We start from the raw sequence: 24,455 nt of genomic DNA on the forward strand, positions 1-24,455 counted from the left end.
ATCAATTCCGAAGTCCACAGAACTCACACACAGGCTGTGGATAACGTCGGCTCATCCCCATGCCGCTGTGGACAAGTCCAAGCTCAACTCCGCTCACCCACAAGGCAGTCGGTCAGCCAAACCCGACGCGTATGCCCCATTTCGGCGAATGCGGGGGAATTCATTGACCCGGCCCGGAGGGGTGCCGGCGGGGGTCGCCGCGACCCCCGAGGGCGCCCCGCGATGCATTTCACCGCCTTCTTCACATCGCCCAAAAGGGATAAAACACAACACAAGGGAATATCGGGTCGAGCTTCTGGAGGACACACCGGTAACCTGGTGGGGTGATTGACCTTCGCCTGCTCCGTGAGGACCCCGACCGTGTGCGCGCCTCCCAGCGCGCCCGTGGAGAGGACGTCGCCCTCGTCGACGCGCTGCTCTCCGCCGACGAGCGGCGCAGGTCCTCCAGTGTCCGCTTCGATGAGCTGCGCGCCGAGCAGAAGTCGCTCGGCAAGCTCATCCCCAAGGCCGCCGGCGACGAGAAGGCCGCCCTGCTGAAGAAGGCCGGCGAGCTGTCCGCGGCGGTCAAGGCCGCCGACGCCGAGCAGGACGAGGCGGCGCAGGAGACCCAGCGGCTGCTGCTGCAGCTGGGCAACCTGGTCCACCCGGACGTGCCCGTGGGCGGCGAGGACGACTTCACCGTCCTGGAGGAGTTCGGCAGCGCGCGCGACTTCGCCGCCGAGGGCTTCGAGCCCAAGGACCACCTGGAGCTGGGCGAGCTGCTCGGCGCCATCGACACCGAGCGCGGCGCCAAGGTCTCCGGCTCCCGCTTCTACTACCTGACGGGCGTCGGCGCGCTGCTGGAGCTGGCCCTGGTCAACGCGGCCATGGCGCAGGCCACCGCGGCCGGCTTCACGCCCATGCTCACCCCCGCCCTGGTCAAGCCGAAGGCCATGGAGGGCACCGGCTTCCTCGGCCAGGCCGCCGAGGACGTCTACTACCTCGACAAGGAAGACCTCTTCCTGGTCGGTACGTCCGAGGTGCCGCTGGCCGCGTACCACATGGACGAGATCCTGGACGTCAGCGAGCTGCCGCGGCGCTACGCGGGCTTCTCGCCGTGCTTCCGGCGCGAGGCGGGTTCGTACGGCAAGGACACCCGCGGCATCTTCCGGGTGCACCAGTTCGACAAGGTGGAGATGTTCGTCTACACCACCCCGGAGGACGCCGAGGCCGAGCACCAGCGGCTGCTGGAGTGGGAGAAGCAGTGGCTGACCTCGCTGGAGCTGCCGTTCCGGGTGATCGACCTGGCCTCGGGCGACCTGGGCTCGTCGGCGACGCGGAAGTTCGACTGTGAGGCGTGGATCCCCACCCAGGGCAAGTACCGCGAGCTGACCTCCACCTCGAACACCACCGAGTTCCAGTCGCGCCGGCTGTCGATCCGGATGCGCGACGGCAAGCAGGTGCGCCCGCTGGCGACGCTCAACGGCACGCTGTGCGCGGTGCCGCGCACCATCGTGGCCATTCTGGAGAACCACCAGCAGCCCGACGGCTCGGTGCGGGTGCCCGAGGTGCTGCGCCCCTACCTGGGCGGGCGGGAGTTCCTGGAGCCGGTGAAGCGGACCAAATGAGCGACGCGGGCGCGGCCGCCGAGCCGCACAAGGCGACGACGGCCGCACCGCACGCGGAGCCTGAGGGCTCCGCGCCCGCGGGGCTTCCGTACCGGTTGATCGCGACGGATCTCGACGGGACGCTGCTGCGCTCCGACGAGACGATCTCGGCGCGCACCCGTGCGGCGCTGGAAGCCGTCTGCGCGCTGGGGGCGGCGCACATCGTGGTCACCGGCCGCGGCGTGCCGTGGACCCGGCACATACTGGACGACCTGGGCTACGAGGGCCTGGCGGTGTGCGGCCAGGGCGGCCAGGTCTACCACGCGGGCGAGCGGCGGCTGTTGACGTCGGTGACGATGGACCGGCAGCTCGCCGCGCTGGCGCTGGCCAAGATCGAGGCTGAGGTCGGTCCGCTGTTCCTGGCCGCGACCAGGGACGGCATCGAGGGTGAGGTGCTGGTCGGCCCCGGATACCGCACGCAGGAGGGGCCGCTGCCGGTGCGGCGGTTCGAGGATCCCACCGAGCTGTGGGCCGAGCCGATCAACAAGGTCTACATCCAGCATCCGCGGCTGGACGACGACGCGCTGGTGGCGGCGGCCCACGCGGCGGCCGGGGGCCTGGTCGGGGTCGTGTTGGCGGGTCCGGGCATCGTGGAGCTGCTGCCGCTGGGCCTGTCCAAGGCGACGGGGCTGTCGCTGGCCGCCCGTCGGCTGGGGCTGAAGGCCGCCGACACCATCGCCTTCGGCGACATGCCGAACGACATCCCGATGTTCCGCTGGGCCGGGCGCGGGGTCGCCATGGCCGACGCCCATCCGGAGCTCAAGGCCGTCGCGGACGAGGTCACGGCCTCGAACGACGCGGACGGCATCGCGGTCGTCCTGGAGCGGCTGTTCCCGATCGGCTGACGTTCCGTGTCGCCCTCGCTTCCGGAGACGGAGACGACGGCGACACGGACCGGTCACGCGCACCGAGCGGTGTACGCGCCCGCGCGGTGGCCGGGGTCGCTCGCGGTCGGGTGCGTCCGCGGGCTCAGCCGAAGATGCGCACGGCCTGGTAGTAGGTCCACGCCGTGGTGGTGCACGAGCTCTTGGTGGCGCCGCTGTAGCGGTTGCAGACCCGCTTGAGGTCCTCGTAGAAGGCACTGTCCAGGCGGGACTTGTTGGCCTCGAAGGTGCCGGCCGCCTTGTAGTTGCGGTAGCCGAAGTCGTGACGGGCACAGGAGAGTTCGAAGGGGAACCCGAAGGGGTTGTCGGGCGAGCTGCTGCAGTAGTCGGTGGACCAGTCGAAGCCGTAGGCGGACCAGCCGCCCTGGCTGGCGCGGGCGGCGGTCCAGGAGCTGTAGCTGGTGGCGCTGGTCTGGGTCCAACCGGAGAGGACCTGCTGCTTGTCCGCGGGGGCGGCCTCGGCGGGCGAGGCGAGGGCGATCGCCGCGGCCGTGGTGACGGCCGTCGCGGCGAGGCTGGTGGTCAGCCGACGCATGTGTTCCTCCGATGTCTGACGGTCCCTCCAGGCGTGCTTGTGGGGGCCTTTCGGGTGCCGTTGGTGTGGGGCGGAGCAAGAACGAGGTGACGCAGGCCAAGGGTTCGCCAGGTACCTGACAATGGTCAAGATCTCTGTCAGCGCTGGCATGAACAGGACGTGAAGCGGCGCGAAGCGGAAGCGGAACCGCCGGCCTGTCGGTCGGACCGGCTCGCCCGGAGGGCACCGGGCGCCGGGGCACCCACTCCGCTCGACCCTGTCAGCTCCGCCCGGTCAGCTCCGCCCGGTCAGGTCCGGCCTGTCAGCTCCGCCCTGTCAGCTCCGGCCGTCCGCGCCGCCTGATCCGGTCCCGCCGGCGGCTTCGCCGCGGCCGGCCACCAGGGCGTCCATCGTGCGAGCGTTCACCTCGCGGATGGCGGCGGCCGCGATGAAGGCGGGGGTGTCGGCGGGTCCGACGAGGGACCGGACGGCCCGCACCGCCTCGGCGGGGAGGAACACCGCCTCGGCGGAGAGGGGTCCCGGCTCGGCGGGGAGCGGACCCGGCTCGGCGGGGAGCGGACCCGGCTCGGCGGGGAGCGGACCCGGCTCGGTGGGAGGCGTCGTCGGGGCGGCGGGCGGCGTCAGGCGCCCGGCCGCGTGGGGTGGCGCCGTCGCCTCGTCGAGATGTCGACGCAGATAGCGGGTGGCGAGGGTGCGCATGGCGCGGGCCAGCTCGGCGTCGACCGTCTGCTGGGCGAGGGGCCGCAGCCGACGGACGAGGGCCGCTGCCTCGGCGGCCTCGGCGTCGGTCGGCGGGTGGTCCAGATACGGCTGGAAGACATGCTCGGTGGTGAAGTCGAGAAAGCGACCGGCGATGTGCTCGACCCGGGTGCGCAACTCCCGGAGGTGGCCCGAGATGGCGAGCAGGGGCACCCCGGCGGCGTGCAGCTCGGCGGCGACGGCGAGCTCCTGCGGGCTGGGGACGAGGAACTCGTCGTCGTGGCCGGGCAGCGGCTCCAGCACACCCAGCTCGAGCGCCTCCGCCACGGCCGCGTCGTCCGGCCGTCCGCCGAAGCGGGCGTTCAGCTCGGCACGGCTGATGCGGCCGGCCTCCTCGTCGGTCCAGGGGCCGTCGACCTCGGCGACCAGGCCGAGCACCCCGCCCAGGCCGCGGCCGGCGTCCCACGCCTCCAGCAGCTCCTTGATGCTGGCCAGGGTGTAGCCGCGGTCGAGCAGGTCGGCGATCTGCCGCAGTCGGGACAGGTGGGCGTCGCCGTAGACGTTGGCCCGGCCCCGCCGCTCCGGTCGGGGCAGCAGGCCGCGGTCCTGATAGGCGCGGATCGTGCGGACGGTGGCGCCACTGTGGTGGGCCAGGTCCTCGATCCGGTACTCCCGAGCCCGCCGCTCCTCACCCGGTGTGGCGGCGTGCCCGCTTCCCGGCACGTCGGGCCCCTCACCCGGCGCGACCTGCCCGTCGCCCGGTCCGCCGTACCCGTCGCCCGGTCCGGGGTGCTTCGCCTTCGGACCGCCGCGCCCGTCGCCCGGTCCGGAGTGCCGCGCCTTCTGCTCGCCGTGTCCGCCGTTCCCGCCCTGCCCGTCGTACCGCAACCGCCCGTCACCGTCGTGCTCGGACAACCTCGCCGCCTCCCTACGAGGCGGCCGCGCGGCCTGTCGCGCCCGCCGCGGCACGGGCCGCGGGTGAGGTGGCCAGATAGTCGACGGCCCGGCGCAGCGACCCCTCGTGCGAGGGATGGTACGACCTCCTGAGGTAGCGGGGTATCGCGCCGCCGAGCTCGCGCCAGCTCGGCAGCAGCCCCTTGCGCACGGCCCGGTTGTGCTCCCGCAGGGAGTACCGCAGCCGTCGGGCGAGCCGCGGGTCGTGGCGGATCAGGTAGGAGGCGCCGACGGCCCACAGCCACAGCAGCGCCGGGGCCGCCACGGCCATGCCCTCGACGCGGCGGGCGTAGCGCGGCAGGCCGGAGCCGCCGCAGTGCTGGTACATGTCGAACGCCACCGCGCGGTGCTCCACCTCCTCCGCGCCGTGCCAGCGCAGCAGGTCCAGCATGACCGGGTCGCAGTCGGCGCGGTCCAGCGCCTCCGCGCGCAGCACCCAGTCCCCGAGCACCGCGGTGAACTGCTCGATCGCCGCTATCAGCGAGAGCCGGTAGCGCAGCCACTCCCGGTCGGTCAGCGGGAGACCCAGCGGCGGCCGCTCGCCGAGCAGCCGGTCGAACATCCACTCCACGCGGCGGGTGTAGGGCCTGGTGTCCAGGCCCTGGTCCGCCAGGTGGTCCAGGACGTGGGAGTGCTGGACGCTGTGTGTGGCCTCCTGCCCCATGAAGCCCTTGACGTCCTTCAGCAGCACCGGGTCGTCCACCAGCGGCAGGGCCTCCTTGAAGACCTTGACGAACCAGCGCTCCCCGGCGGGCAGCAGCAGGTGCAGCACGTTGATGACATGAGTGGCGGTGGGCTCGTCCGGTATCCAGTGCAGCGGGGTGCGCTGCCAGTCGAAGGCGACCCGGCGCGGGCGGATCGGATAGGGGTCGGTCATCTCCCTGCCCTTCACGAGGGGTGGTCACGGGGCATCGGCGCCGGGTGGGTGCCGGGACACGGCTGCGGGGTGTGCGCGGGGCGTCGGGGGCGCCCCGCGCACACGGGCGGCCGCCGGGCTACAGCGGCGGCTTGATGCGGGCTATGGCGCGCAGGGCCCGCGGCGAGACGCGCGCCAGCAGCCGGGAGACGCGCGCCTCCGGGGTGACCGGCACCACCGCCTGGTCACGCAGCACCGCGCGCAGGATGGCGTCCGCGACCTTCTCCGGCGGGTAGTTGCGCCGCCCGTACAGTCGTGCGGCCTTCTCCTGTCGGTCCCGCTGCTCGTGCTCCGGGACGCCCGCGAAGCGCGCGGTGGCGGCGATGTTCGTGTTGACGAAGCCGGGGCAGACGGCGGAGACACCGATGCCCTGGTCGGCGAGGTCCGCCCGCAGGCACTCGCTGAGCATCAGCACGGCCGCCTTGGACGCGCCGTAGGCGGGCAGCGAGCGGGTGGGCTGGTAGGCCGCGGCCGAGGCGGTGTTGACGATGTGTCCGCCTTGGCCGCGCTCGGCCATCTGCCGGCCGAAGACCCGGCAGCCGTGGATCACGCCCCACAGATTGACGTCGAGGACCCTGCGCCAGTCGTCCGTGGTGGTGTCCAGGAAGGAGCCGGACAACCCGATGCCGGCGTTGTTGACCAGCACGTCCACCACCCCGTACTCGGCGGCGACCTTGTGCGCGAGCTTCTCCATGGCCTGCTCGTCGGCGACGTCGACGGTCTCCGCCCAGGCCCGGGGCGCGCCGATCAGCCGCGCCAGCTCGGCGGTGCGCGCGGCGCCCTCCGCGTCCCGGTCCACCGCCACCACCCGCGCCCCCGCCTCCGCGAAGGCGAAGGCCGTGGCCCGGCCGATGCCGCTGGCCGCGCCGGTCACCAGCACCAGCTGCCCGCCGAAGCGCTCGGCGTAGGCGCTGTTCACCTCGCGGGCGGATGCGGCCGGGCTCGGGACGCAGCCGCCGGTCTCCCGGCCGTCGCGCCCCTCGACCGAGGTGACGAACTCGGTGATCCAGGCCGCGAGCTGGTCGGGCCGGGTGCGCGGGACCCAGTGTTTGGCGGCGATGGTGCGCCGGGTCAGCCGCGGCACCCACTGCTCCAGGTCGTCGTAGATCCGCGGGGAGAGGAAGGCGTCCCCGGTCGGGACGATCAGCTGCACCGGCACATGGGCGTAGGCGTCCTCGCGCGGCCGGACCATCCGCTCCCGCACGTTGTCCCGGTAGAGCCAGGCGCCGTGCGCGGCGTCGTCGGGCAGCGACCGCGTCGGGTAGTCCCCGGCCGGCACCCCCTCGGTGCGCTCCAACAGCCGTGGCCAGCGCCTGCCGAGCGGGCCGCGCCACAGCGCCTCCGGGACGGTGGGGGTGTGCAGCGCGTACACATACCAGGACTTGGCGGTCTGGCCGAGCAGGTGGGCCATCCGGCGCGGGGTGGGGCGGGTCATCCGCCGCTTGATCCAGTGCCCGAAGTGGTCGAGAGAGGGGCCCGAGATGGAGGTGAAGGAGGCGATGCGCCCCTCGGCGCGGGGGACGGTGGCGCACTCCCACCCCTGGACCGAGCCCCAGTCGTGGCCCACCACGTGCACCGGGCGGTCCGGGCTCACCGCGGCGGCCACGGCCAGGAGGTCGTCGGTGAGCAGCTCCAGGCGGTAGCCGCCGCGCAGCGGGGAGGGGGCGGTGGAGCGCCCGCAGCCGCGCACGTCGTACGCGACCACATGGAAGCGGTCCGCCAGCCGCCGCGCGACCGGCGCCCAGACCTCCTTGCTGTCCGGGTAGCCGTGCAGCAGCAGCACGGTGGGGCGGTCGGGGTCCGCCGCCCCGGCGAGGCCCCACTCGGCCACGCACAGCTCGACCTCGCCGCTGCGGACCCGGCGCTCGCGCGCCTCGCCCATGCCGGGGGCGCCACCCGCGCCGGGGGCCGCGCCCCCGCCGCCGGTGCCGGGTGCCTGGGGTGCGTCGGTCACGAGACCTCCTCGTTCCAGCGCCGCACATGCGGCAGGTCGTCGTCCAGCCAGAAGGCGCTCTCCTCGGGGTCCCGGGAGTCGGTGACCACGAGGAGCTCCTCGAACTTCACTCCGGTGCCGCGGAAGCCGAGGTGCGGCTCGACCGCCCAGAGACCCGGCCGCGGCGGGTGGTCGGAGAAGCGGTGCGGGCTCCACAGCGGGGACCAGCCCTCGCGGTGGCCGCGCACCGCGTCCGAGGCCAGGCCCTTGAGGCTCTGGGTGCCGAACCCGAACAGCCGGGGCGACCAGCGGCGCTCCCGGACCCGGTCCACCCGGTGCGCGATGACCCCGAAGGGATAGGCCCGGTGTCGGTTGGCATAGCCCTGGCGGGCCATCAGCCGGTCCACGTCCGCGTAGATCTCGCGGAGCGAGCGCCGCTCGCGCACCTCGCGCAGGATCAGCTCACGGTGCTCCCGCAGGTCGGTCAGGAGCCGCTCGTGCAGGGCGTCGGGGCCGAGGCAGCCCGCGTACCCCACATCGGCCGGGTATCCCTTGAACACCGGGGCGAGATCGAGGATGAACGGCATGCCCGGCTCCAGGCGCCGGTTGGTGGGGAAGAACTGGAGCGGCACGCGGAAGCCCACGAAGGCGGTGCGGTCCCCGAACCAGGCGAAGGGCAGGTGGAACCAGTCCCGCACCCCGCGCTCGCGCAGCCACTCCCGCTGCATCCGGGCCGCCTCCCGCTCGGTCACCCCGGGGCGCAGCCGCGCGGCGACCGCCTCGGCGCACTCGTACCCCAGGCGCTGCGCCTCCCTGAAGCCCCGCAGCTCCGTGTCCTGCCACCCGCCCACCGCTGAGGTCATGGCCATGGCGCCACCGTCCCCGCTCTCCGTCTGTCCGCTCGTCCAGGGCGACGCGCGCGTGTGCGCGCTACGCGTCCGTAACGTGACACCAATGAATGTGACAATCTCCTGTGGCGACGTCAAGGGGTCTGCGCGCCCTGGGGATACTCGCGGTAACGGGCGCACGGCACAAGCCCGCGCCCCGGCCACCGACCCCAAGCCCCAGGCAGTCGCCAGCGCCCTCGCCAGGAACCCCCTCGTCGGGCACTCCCCAGACACGCCCCAGCTCCCCGCCGCGCCGGCAGGGCACGCGAAGGACCCGACCCCGCCCCCCCTACGGGTGTGTCAGACCCGAGGAGTACGCGAATCCAGCCGTCAGGACTGACGTCGGCTGTGGCGCGCGCCACTACCGTCGAAGGCGTGACTGTGATCGCTACCGAAGGCCTGAGCAAGCGGTACCCCCGGGTGACCGCGCTCGACCGGCTCTCCGTCGACATCACACCGGGCGTCACCGGCCTGGTGGGTGCCAACGGCGCCGGCAAATCCACGCTCATCAAGATCCTCCTGGGGCTCTCCCCCGCCAGCGAGGGCACCGCCCGCGTGCTCGGGCTCGACGTGGCCACCGAGGGCAGCGCCATCCGCGAGCGGGTCGGCTACATGCCCGAGCACGACTGTCTGCCGCCCGACGTCTCGGCCACCGAGTTCGTCGTCCACATGGCACGCATGTCGGGGCTGCCGCCGGCCGCCGCCCGCGAGCGCACCGCCGACACGCTGCGCCACGTCGGCCTCTACGAGGAGCGCTACCGCCCCATCGGCGGCTACTCCACCGGCATGAAACAGCGCGTCAAGCTGGCCCAGGCGCTGGTCCACGACCCGCAGCTGGTGCTGCTGGACGAGCCGACCAACGGCCTGGACCCGGTCGGCCGCGACGAGATGCTGGGCCTGATCCGCCGCGTCCACACCGACTTCGGCATCTCGGTCCTGGTCACCTCGCACCTCCTCGGCGAGCTGGAGCGGACCTGCGACCACGTCGTGGTCATCGACGGCGGCAGGCTGCTGCGCTCCAGCTCCACCAGCGACTTCACCCAGGCCACCGCCTCCCTCGCGGTCGAGGTGACCGACCACGAGGACGCGCTGCTGGCCCGGCTCACCGCCGCCGGCCTGGAGGTCGGCACCGACGGCCGGCTGCTGCTGGTCGACATCGCCGACGAGGAGACCTACGACACCGTGCGGGACGCGGTCGTCGACCTCGGCGTGGGCCTGGTGCGCATGGAACAGCGCCGGCACCGCATCGCCGAGATCTTCCGCGACGCGGACCGCGCGGCCGACACCGCGGACCGCGCGGGCGGCGCCCCGGCCCCGCACGCCCCGGGCACCGGCGACCACGCGCAGCACCCCGCACAGCAGAAGGAGGCGGTCGGCCATGACGCAGCCTGACGTCAACGTCATCCACAACATCGGCTACCGCCACTACGACGGACCGCGGCTGGGCCGCGCCTACGCCCGCCGCTCGCTGTTCTCCCAGAGCCTGCGCGGCGCCTACGGGCTGGGCCGGTCGGCGAAGTCCAAGGTGCTGCCGTTCATCCTGCTCGCCGTGATGTGCCTGCCCGCCGGGATCATCGTGGCGACGGCGGTCACCCTGAAGTCGGAGAAGCTGCCCGTGGAGTACACGGAGTACGCGCTCCTGCTCCAGGCCGTCATCGGGCTGTACATCGCCGCACAGGCCCCGCAGTCCGTCTCCCGCGATCTGCGCTTCAAGACCGTCCCGCTGTACTTCTCCCGCCCCATCGAGACGGTCGACTACGTCCTGGCCAAGTTCGCGGCCATGGCCTCCGCCCTCTTCCTGCTCACCGCCGCCCCCGTGCTGATCCTGTACGTGGGCGCCCTGCTCGCCAAGCTCGACTTCGTGGAACAGACGAAGGGCGTGGCGCAAGGACTGGTCTCCGTGGCCCTGTTGTCCCTCCTGTTCGCCGGCATCGGCCTGGTCATCGCCGCGCTCACCCCGCGCCGCGGCTTCGGCGTCGCCGCCATCATCGCCGTGCTCACCATCTCCTACGGGGCGGTCAGCGCGGTCCAGGCCATCGCCTTCGGCCAGGGCAGCACCGACGCCATCAGCTGGCTCGGCCTGTTCTCGCCGATCACCCTGGTCGACGGCGTGCAGACGGCCTTCCTGGGCGCCACCTCGCAGTTCCCCGGCCAGTACGGCCCCGACGCCGCGACCGGAGCCGTCTACCTCCTCGTCCTCCTCGGCCTCATCGCCGGCTCGTACGGCCTGCTGATGCGCCGCTACCGAAAGGCCGGGCTGTAACACCGTGACCACCATCGCCATCGACAACGTCTCGCGCTGGTTCGGAAACGTCGTCGCCGTGAACGACGTGACCATGACCATCGGCCCGGGGGTCACCGGCCTGCTCGGCCCCAACGGCGCCGGGAAGTCCACGCTCATCAACATGATGGGCGGCTTCCTGGCCCCCTCCACCGGAAGCGTCACCCTCGACGGCGCCCCGATCTGGCGCAACGAGCAGGCGTACCGGCACATCGGCATCGTCCCCGAGCGGGAGTCGATGTACGACTTCCTCACCGGGCGCGAGTTCGTGCTCGCCAACGCCGAGCTGCACGGCCTGGAGCGGCCGGTCGCCGCCGCCAAGAAGGCGCTCGCCACGGTCGAGATGGAGCACGCGGACACCCGCAGGATCTCCACGTACAGCAAGGGCATGCGGCAGCGCGTGAAGATGGCGTCGGCGCTGGTGCACGAGCCGTCGGTGCTGCTGCTGGACGAGCCGTTCAACGGAATGGACCCGCGCCAGCGCATGCAGCTGATGGACCTGCTGCGACGGATGGGCGCCGAGGGCCGCACCGTGCTGTTCTCCTCGCACATCCTGGAGGAGGTGGAGCAGCTCGCCGCGCACATCGAGGTGATCGTGGCCGGCCGGCACGCCGCCTCCGGCGACTTCCGCAAGATCCGCCGGCTGATGACCGACCGCCCGCACCGCTACCTGGTGCGCTCCAGCGACGACCGCGCGCTCGCCGCCGCGCTCATCGCCGACCCCTCCACCTCCGGGATCGAGGTCGACACCCGGGAGGGCGAGCTGCGCGTCCAGGCGGTCGACTTCGGCCGCTTCACCGAACTGCTGCCGCGCGTGGCCCGTGAGCACGGCATCCGACTCCTCACGGTCTCGCCCTCCGACGAGTCCCTGGAGAGCGTCTTCTCCTACCTCGTCGCGGCCTGAAAGGAGCCAAAGCGATATGTCCACCACCGCCGTCTCCGCCAGGTCCGGCCCCGTGCTCTACCACCCCACCGTCGCCCGGCTCACCTACCGCGCCCTGCTGGGCCGACGCCGTGCGCTGATCCTGGCGGCGCTGCCCGCCCTGCTGCTGCTCATCTCCGTCGCCGTGCGGGTGCTCAGCGGTGCCGACGACGCCACCGCCGACGGCGTCCTGGGCGGCTTCGCCCTCGCCACCATGGTGCCGCTCATCGGCGTGATCGCCGGCACCGGAGCGATCGGCCCGGAGATCGACGACGGCTCGGTGGTCTATCTGCTCGCCAAGCCCGTCAAGCGTCCGACGATCATCTTCACCAAGCTGGTCGTCGCCATCGGGGTCTCGGTCACCTTCTCCGCGCTGCCGACCCTGGTGGCCGGCTTCGTCCTCAACGGCAACAGCCAGGGCCTTGCGGTCGCCTACGCCGCGGCCGCCGCGGTGGCCTCCATCGCCTACAGCGCGATCTTCCTGCTGCTGGGCACGGTCACCCGACACGCGGTCGTCGCCGGCCTGGTCTACGCCCTCGTCTGGGAGTCCGTCTTCGGCAACCTGGTCGCCGGCGCGCGGACCCTCAGCGTCCAGCAGTGGTCGCTGGCGGTCGCGCAGAAGATCGCCGAGCACGACATGATCACCTCGGACGTGGGGCTGCCGCTCGCCGTCGTCCTGCTGGTCGGCGTGACGGTCACCGCCACCTGGTACGCGGGCCGCAAGCTGCGCGCGCTCACGCTCTCCGGGGAGGAGTGAGCCCGGGCCGCGGGCTCACTGCAGCCTGGGCGCCAAGGCCCTCGCTATGACGAGCTGCTCCTCCTGGAGCAGCTCGTCGTCGTCCTCGAAGTCGGCGGCGTCCTCGGCGTCCTCGGCGTCTTCCAGGTCCCACAGCGCGTTCTGCAGCACCCGGGTGAGCGTCCAGCGGGCGGCGCGCTGCCGGTCCAGGCCGAGCACCTCGGTCATCAGGTCGAAGCGACGACGGATCGCCCGCGGGAGGTCGTCGGTGGCGACCAGGTCCTCCCAGCGGTTGCGCAGCGCGGGCAACAGATCGAAGCCGGGGTCGCCGACGAGCGGCTTGGGGTCGATGGCCAGCCACGGTCCGCGCCCGGAGCCGGGCAGCGAGGCCAGCACGTTCTCGTAGTGCAGATCCCAGTGGAGCAGCCGGTCGCCGGGCTCGTCGCGGACCTCTTCCGCCGCCGCGAGACAGCGCTCCAGCAGCTCCCGATCATCGGCGTCGGGCACCGCCTTCAACGCCACCGGCGCGTCTGCGAGCACCCCGTCGACGACGTCGGCCAGGGTGCGCAGCCCGGCCGGGCCCGGGACGGCGACCAGCCGCGCCAGCAGCCCGGCCAGGGTCAGCAGCGCCACCTCCGGGTCCCGGACGGAGGCCAGCGAGCGCCGGCCGTCCAGCCGCTCCAAAAGCATGGTCCCGGACGGCTCGTCGTGCTCCAGCAGGCGCACGACGCCGTCGCCCGCCCAGGCTCGCAGGCCCAGCGGCTCGCCGACGGTCTCGTCGGTGACGTGCTGGAGCTTGAGCGCGGCCGGGGTGCCGTCGGCGCGCCGCACGGGCACGACGAGCGCGGCCGCGCCATGGGCCGAGGGGCCGTCCGGCCGCAGCTCCCACCGCTGGAGGAAGCCGTCCGCCAGCTCCGGCAGGGCGGCGATCCACGCCGCGGCGCTCTCGTCCCCGTGCTCCGCGTAGGCGGCGGCGAGACCGGCGGGAACGGCGATTCGGCTCATGAAGGGTGGCTCCTCGGTGCGGCTGTACGGGAACGAAGCCTCCGCACCCCTCAACGCCCCTGACCCGACGGCGCCTTATCCCCCTGCGGGCCGTCAGCCCATGGGGTGGCCCGGCGCTTCGCATCCTACGTTCGCGACCAGCGGCGAGTCCCGGGAGTACCGGGACTGCCCGGGACGCGTACAGCGCCGCCGGCGGCCACCCCCGACGGCCCGCCGGGGACGGCCCGATGACGTGTCAGAATCCGCCCTGCGGGGCGTCAGGAAGGCCCGACGGCACGTCGAACGAGGTCGGCGGTGACGGTCTCCGCGAACTCGATCGCGACCGGGCTGAGCGCCTCCCACCGCCGCACCGCCCACCCCGCCGCCAGCGGCGGAAGCCAGGGGATCGGGATCAGCCTCAGGTCGAGCCGGTCGGGCTCGCGCCAGCCGGGCAGCGCGGGCACGACCGCGTGGCCCAGGCCCAGTTCGGCCAGCAGGATGGCGGTGTCCCAGTCGGCGACGCTGGTGGTGGACACCGCCTCGGTGCCCCGCCGGGTGAGGTGCTCGTCCAGCCGCAGCCGGGACAGGGAGTTCTCGGGCAGCCGTATGTGGCGGATGGCGGCGAACTCCTCGGGCCCGATGGCCGCGCGCTCCGCGAGCGGGTCGTCGGCCCGTACGGCCAGCACCCAGGGCAGTTCGACGACGGTCCGCTGCTCCACGCCCCGCACCGGCTCCCGGATGGTGATCCAGGCCAGGTCGGCGCTGTTGGCGGCGAGCGCCTTCAGACAGCCGCGGCTGGAGTTCTCGGTCTGGAACTCCAGGCTCACCAGCGGGTGGCGGCGCCGGAAGTCCACCACGCCGGCCGCCATGAAGTGGCGGACGCTGGTCGCCCCGGTGGTCACGCGTACCGTGCCGACCTCGCCCTGCCGCAGGTCCCGCAGTCGGCGCAGCGCGTGGTCGAGGCCGCTCAGCCCCTCGGCCGCCGCGCGGTGCAGGATCCACCCCGCCTGGGTCGCCGCGACCCCGCGCGGCTGGCGTTCCAGCAGGGCGACGCCCAGCTCCCGTTCGAGCCGCTTCACCCGCTGGCTCACCGCGGACTGGGTGCAGCCGAGGTCGCGGGCGACGGCGCTGAGGCTGCCGGTGTCGCAGACGGCGACGAAGGCCCGTAGATCATCCAGAGTCACCAACCCAAGCTACGACTTGGGCCTTTGAAAGAAAATCCGAGGATTGACTTGGGGCTCGGCGCACCGCGACGATCTGTCTGGGCCCAGGGCGGCAACCCGTCCACCGCGGTCGGCCGGATCCGGACCGGACGGCCGCGGTGGGCGGGTGCCGACCCGCCGTCATCGGCGGGACCGGCGCGCCGGCTACGGCGATACGGCCGACCGCGCGGGACCGGCGTGCCGGCTTCAACGGCTTCACCCGCTTCGGCGGCTTCGGCGGCTTCGGCGGCTTCGGCGACAGGCGACCGCGCGGGCGCGGCGCGCCGCTCGCCTCAGCGACAGAGTGACTCGATGGTGCGTACGAAGCCCGGGAACTCCTCGCGCGCCCGGCGCAGCACCGCCGCGGCCGGCTGCCGCGGACCCCGCGCGTGACGCTCGGCGATGCGCGCCACCTCCGCGTTCGGGCCGGCCCCCTCCCACTCCGGGTTCTCGACGGCCTCCATCGGGCCGAAGCCGTCGGCCAGGAGCCACAGGAAGCCGTCGAGGTCGGGGGCGACCACGCCCAGGCTGCCCTCCGAGCCGAAGAAGACCACCGGCTGGTCGGCCAGCGGCCGGTCCGGGCGGGCCAGCCAGAACGCCGCGTACCCGCCGCTGCCGTCCTGGCCGAAGGGCCGGAGATCGTCGCCGTCCAGGTCGTGGTTGCCGGTCCAGTGCCGCAGCCAGAAGGTGGTCCGCTCGGCGGAGTGGAAGGCGTCGTAGGGCTCGTAGTCGACCCCGTCGCCGTCGGCGTAGTCGAACTCGACGCGGGCCAGGGCGGAGAGTGCGGCGGGGAAGTCACGATCGTCGGTGGTGGTCACCGGCGCAGGTTAACCCCGGGCACCGACACCCGGGCCACCGCCGTAGGGCAGGATCGGGTGGTATGGACCAACAACCCTTCGCCAGTACCGAATCCGTCCTCGCCGCGATCCGAGAGGTCGCGGAGGAGCGGGGACGCGCGATGGCGGTGACCCATGACATCGGGGCCGATCGGACGTCGCGGCGGCTCGCCGCGGGGGTCGGGACGGTGGCCGACGCGGACGGCTCGCTGCCGCACGAGGCGTTCGTGGAGCTGGGCGACTCGCCGCGGGTGGAGATCCAGCTGTACTCCGAGGGGGACGCGACGATCGACGTCGACGGGGTCGTCTTCCACGATCTGCCGCGGGCCGACGTGCCCGACTTCCTGCGCTCGGTCTACGGCGGAGCGGCGCACGTCAGCGGTCGACTGTTCCCTCCGGGGTGGCGGCTGGTGGTCCCGCTGCCGGGGGACCGGACCTACCGGGAGCTCGTCCAGACGCCCGGCCTGACACCCTGGCTGAGCTCGCGCGTGCGCTGAGCCCCGGCCCGGCCCGAGCGCCGGCGCTACAGCCCCGGCGCCCCCCAGACCGGGAACCACCGGTCGAGCTCCCTCTCCACCCGCAGGTCGTCCGCCAGCAGCGAGCGCACCTGGAGCTCCAGGGCGTTGTCGCGCCGCTCGCCGCGTGCGCCCGGGAGCGGGGCGAAGGGGTAGAAGGTGCCGCGCTTGTAGAGGTAGACGAGGGCGAGCACGCGCTCGGGGTCGGCGGCGCGGAAGGCCATCAGGGAGCAGAGCAGCTGTGGGCCGAAGCCGCCGTCCTGGAGGGCGGTGTTCACCGCGTGCAGGTCGTTGACGAGGGCCGGGGTGTCCTCGGGCGGCTGGCGGACCAGCAGCCAGGTGTAGCCGTAGCCGTCCCGGCTGAACTCGACGGGAACGCCGCCGCGCTCCGTGTCGGCGTCGAGCAGGGCCCGTACGTCCTGCCGCAGTTGCTCGAAGGCGCCGCCCTCCACGCTGGCGAAGCAGACGGAGCCGACGCCGGTGGGGGCGAACCCGGCCCCTGCTTGCAGGGTGATGGCCGCCGACGGCAGGGCGAAGAGCTGGTCGAGGTCGGGGCGGACCGGCTTGCTGCGCCCGAGGATGGTGTCCAGGAGGCCCACGGTCTCAGCCCCTGCCCAGCTCCGCGGAGATGCGCCCGAGCTGGTCGAGTCGCTGCTCCAGGGTGGGGTGCGAGGACAGCAGCCGGTTCAGCGCGGCGCCGGAGAAGGCCGGGGCGAAGTAGAAGGCGTTGAACGGCTCGGCCTGTCGCAGGTCGCGGGTCGGGATGCGGGCCATGTCGCCGGTCACCTTGGTGAGCGCGGCGGCCAGCGCCGAGGGGCGACCGGTCAGCAGCGCCGCGGAGCGGTCGGCGGTCAGCTCGCGGTAGCGGGACAGCATGCGGGTGAGCAGGAAGCTGATCGCGTAGACGACGGTGCTGACCAGCGGGACGAGCAGCAGGGCGAGGTGCGCGCCGCCGTCGTCCCCGTCTCCGTCGCCGTCCCCGCTGGCGAGCCCGCCCCAGAGCGCGACCCGCGTCATGAGCCCGGCCAGCACCCCCAGGAAGGAGGCGATGGTCATGACCGCCACATCGCGGTGCGCGACGTGGGACAGCTCGTGGGCCAGCACGCCCTCCAGCTCCTCCGGCTCCAGCCGCCGCAGCAGCCCGGTGGTGGCGCACACCAGCGCGGTCCGCTCGTTACGCCCGGTGGCGAAGGCGTTGGGCACGTCGCTCTCGGCGACGGCCACCCGCGGCTTGGGCATGTCGGCGAGCGCGCACAGCCGGTCCACCGCGCCGTGCAGCTCGGGCGCCTGCTCGGGGGTGACCTCGCGCGCGCCCATGCTCAGGGCGGCGATCCGGTCGCTGAACCAGAACTGCGCGACGAACAGCCCACCCGCGATGAGCAGGATCACCGGCCAGTAGCCGCTCAGCAGCACCAGCAGAACGCCGACGACGGCCACGTAGAGCAGCCCGATGAGGAACATCGTGCCGACCATCCGGGTGGCCAACCCCCGGTCCGGGGTGAATCGGGTGCGTGACATGGGATGACACCTCCGCGGGCGCACGCACCTCCGTGGGCGCGCACGCCCCTCACACACCCGATTTTCCCCTTTATCGGCCATATCAACCGAATTCCGACCGACTCACCCGAGGGCCGGTCCTCAGCCACCGAGGCCCGGTCCTCAGCCACCGAGGGCGGTTCTCAGCCCCTGAGGCCCCCTCGGTCGTCGAGAACGACCCCCGGTCGCCGAGAACGGTGCAGCCCCCGGGAACGGTCCATGGCCGCCGGGCCGGTCCGCGGCCGTCGGCTAGGCGTCCGCGCCCAGCTGCGCCGGCACCTCCATGGCGATCTTCTCGAAGATCGCCGGGTCGGACGCGAAGACCGAGTCGGCGATCGGCCAGTGCACCACGATCTCGTCGATGCCCAGCTCCGCGTGGGCGCCCGCGAAGTCCACGAAGGCGTCGACCGAGTCCAGCACCGTGTTCTGCTCCGGGGTGAAGCCGGTGAGCAGGATCCTGTCCAGCTCGGCCGCGTCCCGGCCGGCCTCGGCGCACGCCCCGCCCAGGGCCTCGATCTGCCGGGCGACCGCGTCCCGCGACTCCCCCGGGGTGCCGGTCTCGGCGAGCCTGGGGTCGCCGGTGGTCACCCACGCCTGCCCGTACCGCGCCGCCAGCCGCAGACCGCGCGGGCCGGTGGCCGCGATCGCGAAGGGCAGTCGGGGCCGCTGCACACAGCCGGGGATGTTCCGGACCTCGCGGGCGCTGTAGTACGTGCCCTCGGCGGTCACCACGTCCTCGCTGAGGAGCCGGTCCAGCAGCGGGACGAACTCGCCGAACCGCGCGGTGCGTTCGCGCACCGGCCAGGGCTCCTCGTCCGCGCCCAGCAGGGCGGTGGCGTCGAAGCCGACGCCACCCGCGCCGATGCCGAGGGTGACCCGCCCGCCCGAGATGTCGTCGAGCGAGATGAGCTCCTTGGCCAGGGTGACCGGGTGGCGGAAGTTCGGGGAGGTGACGAGCGTCCCCAGGCGCAGCCGGGAGGTGCTCGCCGCGGCGGCCGTGAGCGTCGGTATCGCCCCGAACCAGGGGCCGTCGCGGAAGGAACGCCAGGACAGGTGGTCATAGGTGTAGGCCGCGTGGAAGCCGAGCTCCTCGGCCCGCTGCCACACCTCGCGGCCGCCCTCGGACCAGCGGCGGACGGGAAGAATCACAGTGCTCAAGCGCATGCCGTCGAGGGTAAGCGGTGGCGGCCGCAGCGCGGCAGGCCACGGCGGACCGCCCGCGCGCCCGGGACGGGGCGGGGGCACGGCGCGGGGGCTTCCCCGGGCGCGCGCTGGGGCTGACGATGGGCGCGGGCGCGCATGGGGCGCGGGCCGGGCGTAAGCGGACAGTAGGCGCGCGACCCATTTCGCCTACGCCGAGTGAGCGAAACCGTGCGCAGGCCCGCGGTCCGGCCTTTCGGACGGACCTGTTCGGCATATGCGGGAGGATGGATGCCGTGACTCCAGCTACCGAGCAGCCCGAGACTCCGGCCGCGGACAGGACTCCCACCGCCACTCCCCGCCTGATCGCCACCGACCTCGACGGCACCCTGCTGCGCGACGACAAGACGGTCTCCGCCCGCACCGTCGCGGCGCTGGCCGCCGCGGAGCAGGCGGGCCTCCAGGTGTGCTTCGTCACCGGGCGCCCGGCCCGCTGGATGGACGTCGTCAGCGACCATGTGCACGGCCACGGGCTGGCCATCTGCGCCAACGGCGCGGCCCTGGTGGACCTCCACGACGGCGGGCGGCTGATCGACGTCCACCCGCTCGCGACCGCCGACGCGATCGCCGTGGTGGAGGCGGTGCGCGCCGTCGCCCCGGGCGCCTCCTTCGCCGTGGAGCGCACCTCCGGCATCCACTACGAGCCGCACTACCCGCCGTACATCGTCGACCCGAGGGCCGACATCGCTCCCGCCGAGAAGCTGCTCGCGGACGGGCACGACGCCGCCGACCACCCCATCCTCAAGCTGTTGGCTCACCACCCCGAGCTGGCCCCCGACGCGTTCCTGGAGCTGGCCCGCAAGGCCGCCGGGGCACACGGCTCCTTCACCCGCTCCAGCCCGACCGCGCTGCTGGAGATCAGCGGGCCCGGGGTGAGCAAGGCCAGCACCCTGGCCCGCTGGTGCGCCGAGCGCGGCATCCTGCCCGCGCAGGTGGTGGCCTTCGGCGACATGCCCAACGACCTGGAGATGCTGACCTGGGCGGGCACCTCGTACGCCATGGCCAACGCCCACCCGGCGGTGCTGGCCGCCACCACCCACCGCACCCACGCCAACAACGAGGACGGCGTGGCGGCGGTCATCGAGGAGCTCCTCGGCCGCCGCTGACGGACCGGGCGAGCGTGAGGCGCCCGCGCTAGGCGGTTTCGTTTGGATCACCGAGCGGACCAGAGGAAGATGCCCGCGATGTGGAGTCCGGCCAGGTAGATGACCGCTGTCTTCTCGTAGCGGGTGGCGATCCCTCGCCACTGCTTCAGGCGGTTGATGCACCGCTCGACGGTATTGCGCTGCTTGTACGCGTCACGGTCGAAAGCGGGTGGCCTCCCACCGTGTCTGCCGCGACGCAGCCGGTGGCCGCGCTGATCCGCCCGGGTGGGGATCACTGCCCGGATGCCGCGCTGGCGTAGATGCTCGCGGATCGCACGTGAGGAGTACGCCTTGTCGGCCAGGACGACGTCCGGCCTGGTGCGAGGTCGTCCACGTCGGCGGGGAACGCGCAGACGGGCCATGACCTCGCCGAAGGCGGGTGCATCGCCGGCCTGGCCGGCCGTGAGGACGAAGGCCAGGGGCCGGCAGTCGCCGTCGGCCGCGAGGTGGATCTTCGTGGTCAGCCCGCCGCGGGACCGGCCGATGGCGTGGTCGGCCGGTTCTCCAGCCGGGGCCCCCTTTTGCGGGCCCCGGCAGCGTGCTGGTGTGCTCGCACGATCGTGGAGTCCACAGAGACGGCCCAGTTCAGGTCCTCGTCCGCGTCGGCCTGGGCTATGAGAGCGGTGAACACTCGCTCCCAGGTGCCGTCGACGGCCCACATACGCAGCCGGTTGTAGACGCCTCGCCAGTTGCCGTACTTCTCCGGAAGGTGCACCCACTGGGTTCCGGTCTGGAACTTGAAGGCGATCGCGTCGATCACCTCCCGATGGTCCCGCCACCGACCACCGCGCCTCGGCGTCCGGTCCGGGAGCAACGGCTCGATCCGCGCCCACTGCGCGTCAGTCAACGGCACACCCAGACCAACGACCGGCTGATCCAAACGAAACTGCCTAGAGGCGCACGCCGCGCTTGCGCAGCCACGCCACCGGATCGATCGCCGAGCTGAGTTCGGGGGTCCGCCGCACCTCGAAGTGCAGGTGGGGCCCGGTGGAGTTGCCCGTGTCTCCGGAGAGCGCGATCCACTGTCCGGTGCGCACCGGCTCCCCCGGGACGGCGAGGACGGCGGCGAGGTGCGCGTACAGCGTGTAGTAGCCGTCCCAGTGCCGCACCAGCAGGCTCATGCCGAAGGCTCCGCCGCACCGCATGGAGACCACCTCGCCGGCGCCGACCGTCCGCACCGGGGTGCCGACCGGCACCGCGAAGTCCTGCCCGGTGTGGCGGTTGGCCCAGTGCGCCCCGGCGCTGCCGAAGCCCGCGGAGAGCTCATAGCGCTCCACCGGACGGGTCCAGGACGGTGTCGGCCGCGGCGCGGGGGAGCGCTCCTGGGCCAGCACCCGACGCGGGGTCCGGGCGTCGTAGCGCAGCGGCAGGTCGGGGCGTACGGCATAGGGGGGTACGCCGCGCAGCAGCCGCCCGCGCGGGAGGCGACGGCCGGAGGCGGGGGTGTACCGCTCCAGCGTCCTCGGGTCGAGGACGAAGCACTCCTTGTCGTCCGCCGCGTCTCTGGTCATCCAGCGCAGCCGCTCCCGCGCGACCTGCAACCTCCCCTGGACGCTTCGCTGTTCCGCGCCGAGTCGCCGCGCCCGCGCGGCGTGCACCCGCCCGGCCTCGGCCGCCCGGTCCAACTTCCGCTCCAGCCGCCGACCGTTCGCCCGTGCCGCCCCCAACCGCCGCGCCAGGGCCCGCTCTCCGCTCGGCTCGCCCACCGCCGGCGGCGGCTCCACGCGGAAGCCGCCCACTCCCGGAAGCACGGAAGGACGCGGGCCGGCCCGCCCTGCCGCGAAGGGCGGTGCCACGTACGGCGGCGTGCCACCGGCGCGCCACCGGACCGCGGAGGGTCCGTGCGACGACGGGCGCGAGACAGCGGCGGCGTGGGCCGGAGCGTACGGCGACACGGCGAGGTTCCACGGGGTGGCCGCGACGGAGCGGGGGCTGCCCGCGGCGAGGCCCCGAACGGCCGCGGCGGAGGACGGGGCGAGGGCCGCGGAGCCCCGGGACACCGTGGCGGAGGACCTGGTGACCGCGGCGGAGGAGGGGGCGAAGCCCCGGGACGCCGTGGCGGAGGACCTGGTGACCGCGGCGGAGGGGGCGTCCGCGGCCCGGCGGCTCGCGCCGCGTGGCGCCTTCGAGTCGTCCCCGCCGTCCGGTGACCCGGCCGCACCGTCCGCGCCGTAGTCGGTCGCGTCCTCCAACTGCACCACCGTGCCCCGGACGCGGCGCAACTCGCGCCAGACCCGTTCGGTGACGGCCAGTTGGTCGCGCACGGAGCGTCGCTCCCGCGTGTAGCGGCGGGCGATGCCGTCCGCACGTTCGCTGAGCCGGACCACGTCGACGCTCAACCGCGCGGCCTGCGCGGCGGCGCTCCGCTCCTCGCCGTCCACGACCCGTGTGTCCGCCCGCCCGGACTGGACCCCGGCCACCACGGCCCCGGATCCGGCCACGAGCAGCGCGCACACCGCCACCGAGAGGCGGCGCCTGACGCGGTGGGTGACGCCGTGGGTGACACCACTTCGCCGGTGCACATATCGCATGAAACGGATCGTGGCCCGCGCCGTCGGCGGCCGCCTGCCCACCCACCCGAACGCACCCGCAATCCCGTGCCGAACGGGGTACGGGGGCCGAGACGACCCCCCGTACGGCCGTACGGGGGGCACGATCGGGTCGGTCCACCGCGGCCGTGGCCCCGACGGGTCCCGGCCGCGCCGGCGGCCTCGTCCCCCGCCGGTAGACCGACCGCGCCGTCAGCCCCGACCACGCCGATAGACCGACCGCGCCGGCGGCCCGGCCGGGTCCTCGGCTCACAGCGGCGCCTCCCAGACCACCCGGGTGCCGCCGCCGCCCGGCCCCAGGCCCGGCCCGTAGACGCAGGAGCCGCCCAGCGCCTCGGCCCGATGGGCGAGGTTGCGCAGCCCGCTGCGACGGCCGCCCTCCGGAATGCCGACGCCGTCGTCGGCGACGGTCAGCCGTACCCCTTCCCGCCCGTCCGGCAGCCGCACGGTGGCGTCGACGGACACCTCGATGCGCTCCGCGCGGGCGTGCCGGAAGGCGTTGGAGAGGGCCTCGCGAAGCGCGGCGATGAGGTTCTTCGCGGTCAGCTCGCCGACCCGCGCGTCGACCGGCCCGTTGAAGACGACGGAGGGCTGGAAGCCGAGCGGCACCGCGGCCGTGCCGATCTCGCGCAGCACGCGGGTGCGCAGCCCCGACGGCACCTCGGCCGGCCCCTGTTGCAGCGCGAAGATGGCGGTGCGCACCTCGTGGATGGTGGCGTCCAGCTCGTCGACCGCCCGACCGACCTGCTCGCGCACCTCCTGTGGGGTGTCCGTGCGCCGCTGGGCGCTCTCCAGCATCAGCCCGGTCGCGAAGAGCCGCTGGATGACGAGGTCGTGCAGGTCGCGCGCGATGCGGTCACGGTCCTCGTAGACGGCGAGCTGCTCACGGTCGCGCTGCGCCTCGGCGAGGACCAGGGCCAGCGCGGCCTGGTCGGCGAACTGGGTGGCCAGGGTGCGCTCGGTCTCGCTGAAGGCCCGGTCGCCGCGCAGCCGCGGGGTGGCCAGGATGCCGAGCACCCGGTCTCCGCTGCGCAGCGGAAGCATCATGCTCGGGCCGTGGCGCCGGCCGAACTCGGCGGGCATGCGCGGGTCGGTCGCCGCGTCGTCGACGAAGACGGGTTCGCCGCCCAGCAGGTGCGGCACGATCGGCGACCGCGCGGGAACCACCGTGCCGAGCAGCCCCGCGGGGTCGTCGGCGGCCGCGGCGACGATCTCCAGGCCGCCGTCCTCCTCCGGCAGCAGCACCAGTCCGGCGGCCGCGACCGCCAACCGGCGGGCCTGTTCGGCCACGACCGACAGGGCCTCCTCGGCGTCGCCGCCGGAGAGCAGGGCGGTCGTCACCGCCACCGAGCCGTCGATCCAGCGCTCGCGCTGCCGGGTGGCCTCGTAGATCCGTGCGTTGCCGATGGCGATCCCCGCCTCGGTGGCGAGCACCTTCACCATGCCCACCTCCGACAGGCTGAACTCGCCGCCCCCACGCTTGTCGGTGAGGTAGAGATCGCCGAAGAGCTCGCCCTGGACCCGGATCGGGAACATGAGGCAGCCGGGCGCGGTGGGGGCGGCCGTGGGGTCGGCGAGCAGTTCGCGGATCCGGTCCCGGTCCGCGGGCGGAACGCCGTACATGATCACGTCGGCCAGCGCGCCGCCCCCGGTGGGGTCGAGCACCCCGATGGCGGCGCAGCGGGCGTCGGCGAACTCCGCGGCGGTCTCGGCGATCCGGTCCAGGACGGTGTGCACGTCCAGGCCGCTGCCGATGGTGCGCATGGCCTCCAGCAGGCGCGGGACGCGGGCGGTCAGCTCGAAGGACAGGCCCTGGAGGGACCGGGTCGCCTCGGTGGCGGCGTCGAGGGACTCACTGGGGTCCGGGGGCGGCTGCGCTGGTGCGCCGGAAGGGCCCTGGGGCTCCTGAGGTCCTGCGGAGGCTGCCATGCCCCGAGACTAATAAGACCCTTTTGCCAGGGAAAGCAACCGCTTGTCCTCCGCGCGCTGCCCGTCCCGATCCACCGCGGCCGCCTCAGCGCCCGGGGACGCCGCCTCCCGGTCTCCGCGGGCGCCTTCCCGCCACGCCACCTCCGGGCCTCCGTCCTCGGACGCC

21 protein-coding genes and 1 pseudogene are annotated in these 24,455 nt (G+C 73.6%); 8 read left to right on the forward strand and 14 right to left on the reverse strand.

Annotated elements, in window-relative coordinates; translation table 11 throughout:
- Window positions 1-323: 323 nt before the first annotated feature.
- Together serS and LRS74_RS16115 are read left to right on the forward strand one after the other, a co-directional pair.
- A complete protein-coding gene (serS, locus tag LRS74_RS16110) occupies window positions 324-1,607 on the forward strand; it encodes a serine--tRNA ligase (RefSeq protein ID WP_277741655.1) in 1,284 nt (427 codons plus the stop codon).
- Window positions 1,604-2,491 carry an HAD family hydrolase gene (locus tag LRS74_RS16115; protein WP_277741656.1) on the forward strand — a complete coding sequence of 296 codons (888 nt, stop codon included), beginning with the start codon at window positions 1,604-1,606 and terminating at the stop codon, window positions 2,489-2,491. The genes serS and LRS74_RS16115 overlap by 4 nt, the downstream gene beginning before the upstream one ends.
- Window positions 2,492-2,615: 124 nt before the next feature.
- On the opposite strand, the gene LRS74_RS16120 is transcribed toward LRS74_RS16115, so the two are convergent.
- The 5 genes from LRS74_RS16120 to LRS74_RS16140 all read right to left on the reverse strand — a co-directional run bounded on the left by LRS74_RS16120 (window position 2,616) and on the right by LRS74_RS16140 (window position 8,430).
- Window positions 2,616-3,065, reverse strand: coding sequence for a phospholipase (locus LRS74_RS16120; RefSeq protein WP_277741657.1), 450 nt, complete (start codon window positions 3,063-3,065; stop codon window positions 2,616-2,618).
- 315 nt (window positions 3,066-3,380) lie between these two features.
- Entirely contained in the window at window positions 3,381-4,487 is a 1,107-nt protein-coding gene (locus LRS74_RS16125; protein ID WP_277744779.1) for a MerR family transcriptional regulator, read from the reverse strand.
- A 205-nt stretch (window positions 4,488-4,692) separates the two neighbouring features.
- Window positions 4,693-5,595: a metal-dependent hydrolase gene (locus LRS74_RS16130; RefSeq protein ID WP_277741658.1), complete on the reverse strand. Its 903-nt coding sequence runs from the start codon at window positions 5,593-5,595 to the stop codon at window positions 4,693-4,695.
- A gap of 118 nt (window positions 5,596-5,713) precedes the next feature.
- A complete protein-coding gene (locus LRS74_RS16135; RefSeq protein ID WP_277744780.1) occupies window positions 5,714-7,516 on the reverse strand; it encodes an SDR family oxidoreductase in 1,803 nt (600 codons plus the stop codon).
- Window positions 7,517-7,584: 68 nt separating this feature from the next.
- On the reverse strand, window positions 7,585-8,430 hold the full coding sequence (locus tag LRS74_RS16140) for a M24 family metallopeptidase (protein ID WP_277744781.1): 846 nt from the start codon (window positions 8,428-8,430) through the stop codon (window positions 7,585-7,587).
- Window positions 8,431-8,802: 372 nt separating this feature from the next.
- Here LRS74_RS16140 and LRS74_RS16145 point away from each other — a divergent pair, with 372 nt between their 5' ends.
- The 4 genes from LRS74_RS16145 to LRS74_RS16160 are packed head-to-tail and all read left to right on the forward strand — an operon-like array spanning window position 8,803 to window position 12,414.
- Window positions 8,803-9,846 (forward strand): ABC transporter ATP-binding protein, encoded by a 1,044-nt coding sequence (locus LRS74_RS16145; RefSeq protein WP_277741659.1) that lies wholly within the window; start codon window positions 8,803-8,805, stop codon window positions 9,844-9,846.
- Complete coding sequence (locus tag LRS74_RS16150) at window positions 9,833-10,717, forward strand: ABC transporter permease (RefSeq protein ID WP_277741660.1); 885 nt, start codon at window positions 9,833-9,835, stop codon at window positions 10,715-10,717. The genes LRS74_RS16145 and LRS74_RS16150 overlap by 14 nt, the downstream gene beginning before the upstream one ends.
- A gap of 4 nt (window positions 10,718-10,721) precedes the next feature.
- Window positions 10,722-11,639, forward strand: coding sequence for an ABC transporter ATP-binding protein (locus LRS74_RS16155; protein WP_144383088.1), 918 nt, complete (start codon window positions 10,722-10,724; stop codon window positions 11,637-11,639).
- Between the two features lie 16 nt (window positions 11,640-11,655).
- The gene (locus LRS74_RS16160) at window positions 11,656-12,414 is read left to right on the forward strand and encodes an ABC transporter permease subunit (protein WP_277741661.1); all 759 of its coding nucleotides are present in this window, start codon (window positions 11,656-11,658) and stop codon (window positions 12,412-12,414) included.
- Window positions 12,415-12,429: 15 nt separating this feature from the next.
- Here LRS74_RS16160 and LRS74_RS16165 read toward each other — a convergent pair whose 3' ends face one another.
- From LRS74_RS16165 to LRS74_RS16175, 3 genes are all read right to left on the reverse strand, one after another.
- Entirely contained in the window at window positions 12,430-13,398 is a 969-nt protein-coding gene (locus LRS74_RS16165; protein ID WP_277741662.1) for an aminoglycoside phosphotransferase family protein, read from the reverse strand.
- A gap of 257 nt (window positions 13,399-13,655) precedes the next feature.
- Window positions 13,656-14,561 carry a LysR family transcriptional regulator gene (locus LRS74_RS16170; RefSeq protein WP_277741663.1) on the reverse strand — a complete coding sequence of 302 codons (906 nt, stop codon included), beginning with the start codon at window positions 14,559-14,561 and terminating at the stop codon, window positions 13,656-13,658.
- Between the two features lie 311 nt (window positions 14,562-14,872).
- Window positions 14,873-15,397 (reverse strand): SMI1/KNR4 family protein, encoded by a 525-nt coding sequence (locus LRS74_RS16175; RefSeq protein ID WP_277741664.1) that lies wholly within the window; start codon window positions 15,395-15,397, stop codon window positions 14,873-14,875.
- Between the two features lie 62 nt (window positions 15,398-15,459).
- Between LRS74_RS16175 and LRS74_RS16180 the strand changes: the two genes are divergently transcribed.
- Window positions 15,460-15,912, forward strand: coding sequence for a hypothetical protein (locus tag LRS74_RS16180; RefSeq protein WP_277741665.1), 453 nt, complete (start codon window positions 15,460-15,462; stop codon window positions 15,910-15,912).
- Between the two features lie 26 nt (window positions 15,913-15,938).
- Here the strand turns inward: LRS74_RS16180 and LRS74_RS16185 are convergent, their stop codons facing one another.
- From LRS74_RS16185 to LRS74_RS16195, 3 genes are all read right to left on the reverse strand, one after another.
- Window positions 15,939-16,529 carry a hypothetical protein gene (locus LRS74_RS16185; RefSeq protein ID WP_277741666.1) on the reverse strand — a complete coding sequence of 197 codons (591 nt, stop codon included), beginning with the start codon at window positions 16,527-16,529 and terminating at the stop codon, window positions 15,939-15,941.
- A gap of 4 nt (window positions 16,530-16,533) precedes the next feature.
- Window positions 16,534-17,448, reverse strand: coding sequence for a zinc metalloprotease HtpX (gene htpX, locus LRS74_RS16190; protein ID WP_277741667.1), 915 nt, complete (start codon window positions 17,446-17,448; stop codon window positions 16,534-16,536).
- A gap of 267 nt (window positions 17,449-17,715) precedes the next feature.
- Entirely contained in the window at window positions 17,716-18,630 is a 915-nt protein-coding gene (locus tag LRS74_RS16195; protein WP_277741668.1) for an LLM class flavin-dependent oxidoreductase, read from the reverse strand.
- 263 nt (window positions 18,631-18,893) lie between these two features.
- Between LRS74_RS16195 and LRS74_RS16200 the strand changes: the two genes are divergently transcribed.
- Window positions 18,894-19,772: a Cof-type HAD-IIB family hydrolase gene (locus LRS74_RS16200; protein ID WP_277741669.1), complete on the forward strand. Its 879-nt coding sequence runs from the start codon at window positions 18,894-18,896 to the stop codon at window positions 19,770-19,772.
- Between the two features lie 47 nt (window positions 19,773-19,819).
- On the opposite strand, the gene LRS74_RS16205 is transcribed toward LRS74_RS16200, so the two are convergent.
- From LRS74_RS16205 to LRS74_RS16215, 3 genes and pseudogenes are all read right to left on the reverse strand, one after another.
- Window positions 19,820-20,691 (reverse strand): IS5 family transposase gene (locus LRS74_RS16205; protein ID WP_277738995.1). Its coding sequence is split into 2 segments (ribosomal slippage): window positions 19,820-20,331 and window positions 20,331-20,691, totalling 873 coding nucleotides; the frame shifts between segments, so codons are not numbered across the junction.
- Window positions 20,692-20,701: 10 nt separating this feature from the next.
- Window positions 20,702-21,103 (reverse strand): annotated as a pseudogene (locus LRS74_RS16210) (M23 family metallopeptidase); the annotation flags it as partial.
- 1,506 nt (window positions 21,104-22,609) lie between these two features.
- The gene (locus LRS74_RS16215) at window positions 22,610-24,289 is read right to left on the reverse strand and encodes a GAF domain-containing protein (protein ID WP_277741670.1); all 1,680 of its coding nucleotides are present in this window, start codon (window positions 24,287-24,289) and stop codon (window positions 22,610-22,612) included.
- Window positions 24,290-24,455 lie beyond the last annotated feature (166 nt).

This window comes from Streptomyces sp. LX-29 (assembly GCF_029541745.1).
Taxonomy (GTDB): Bacteria; Actinomycetota; Actinomycetes; order Streptomycetales; family Streptomycetaceae; genus Streptomyces.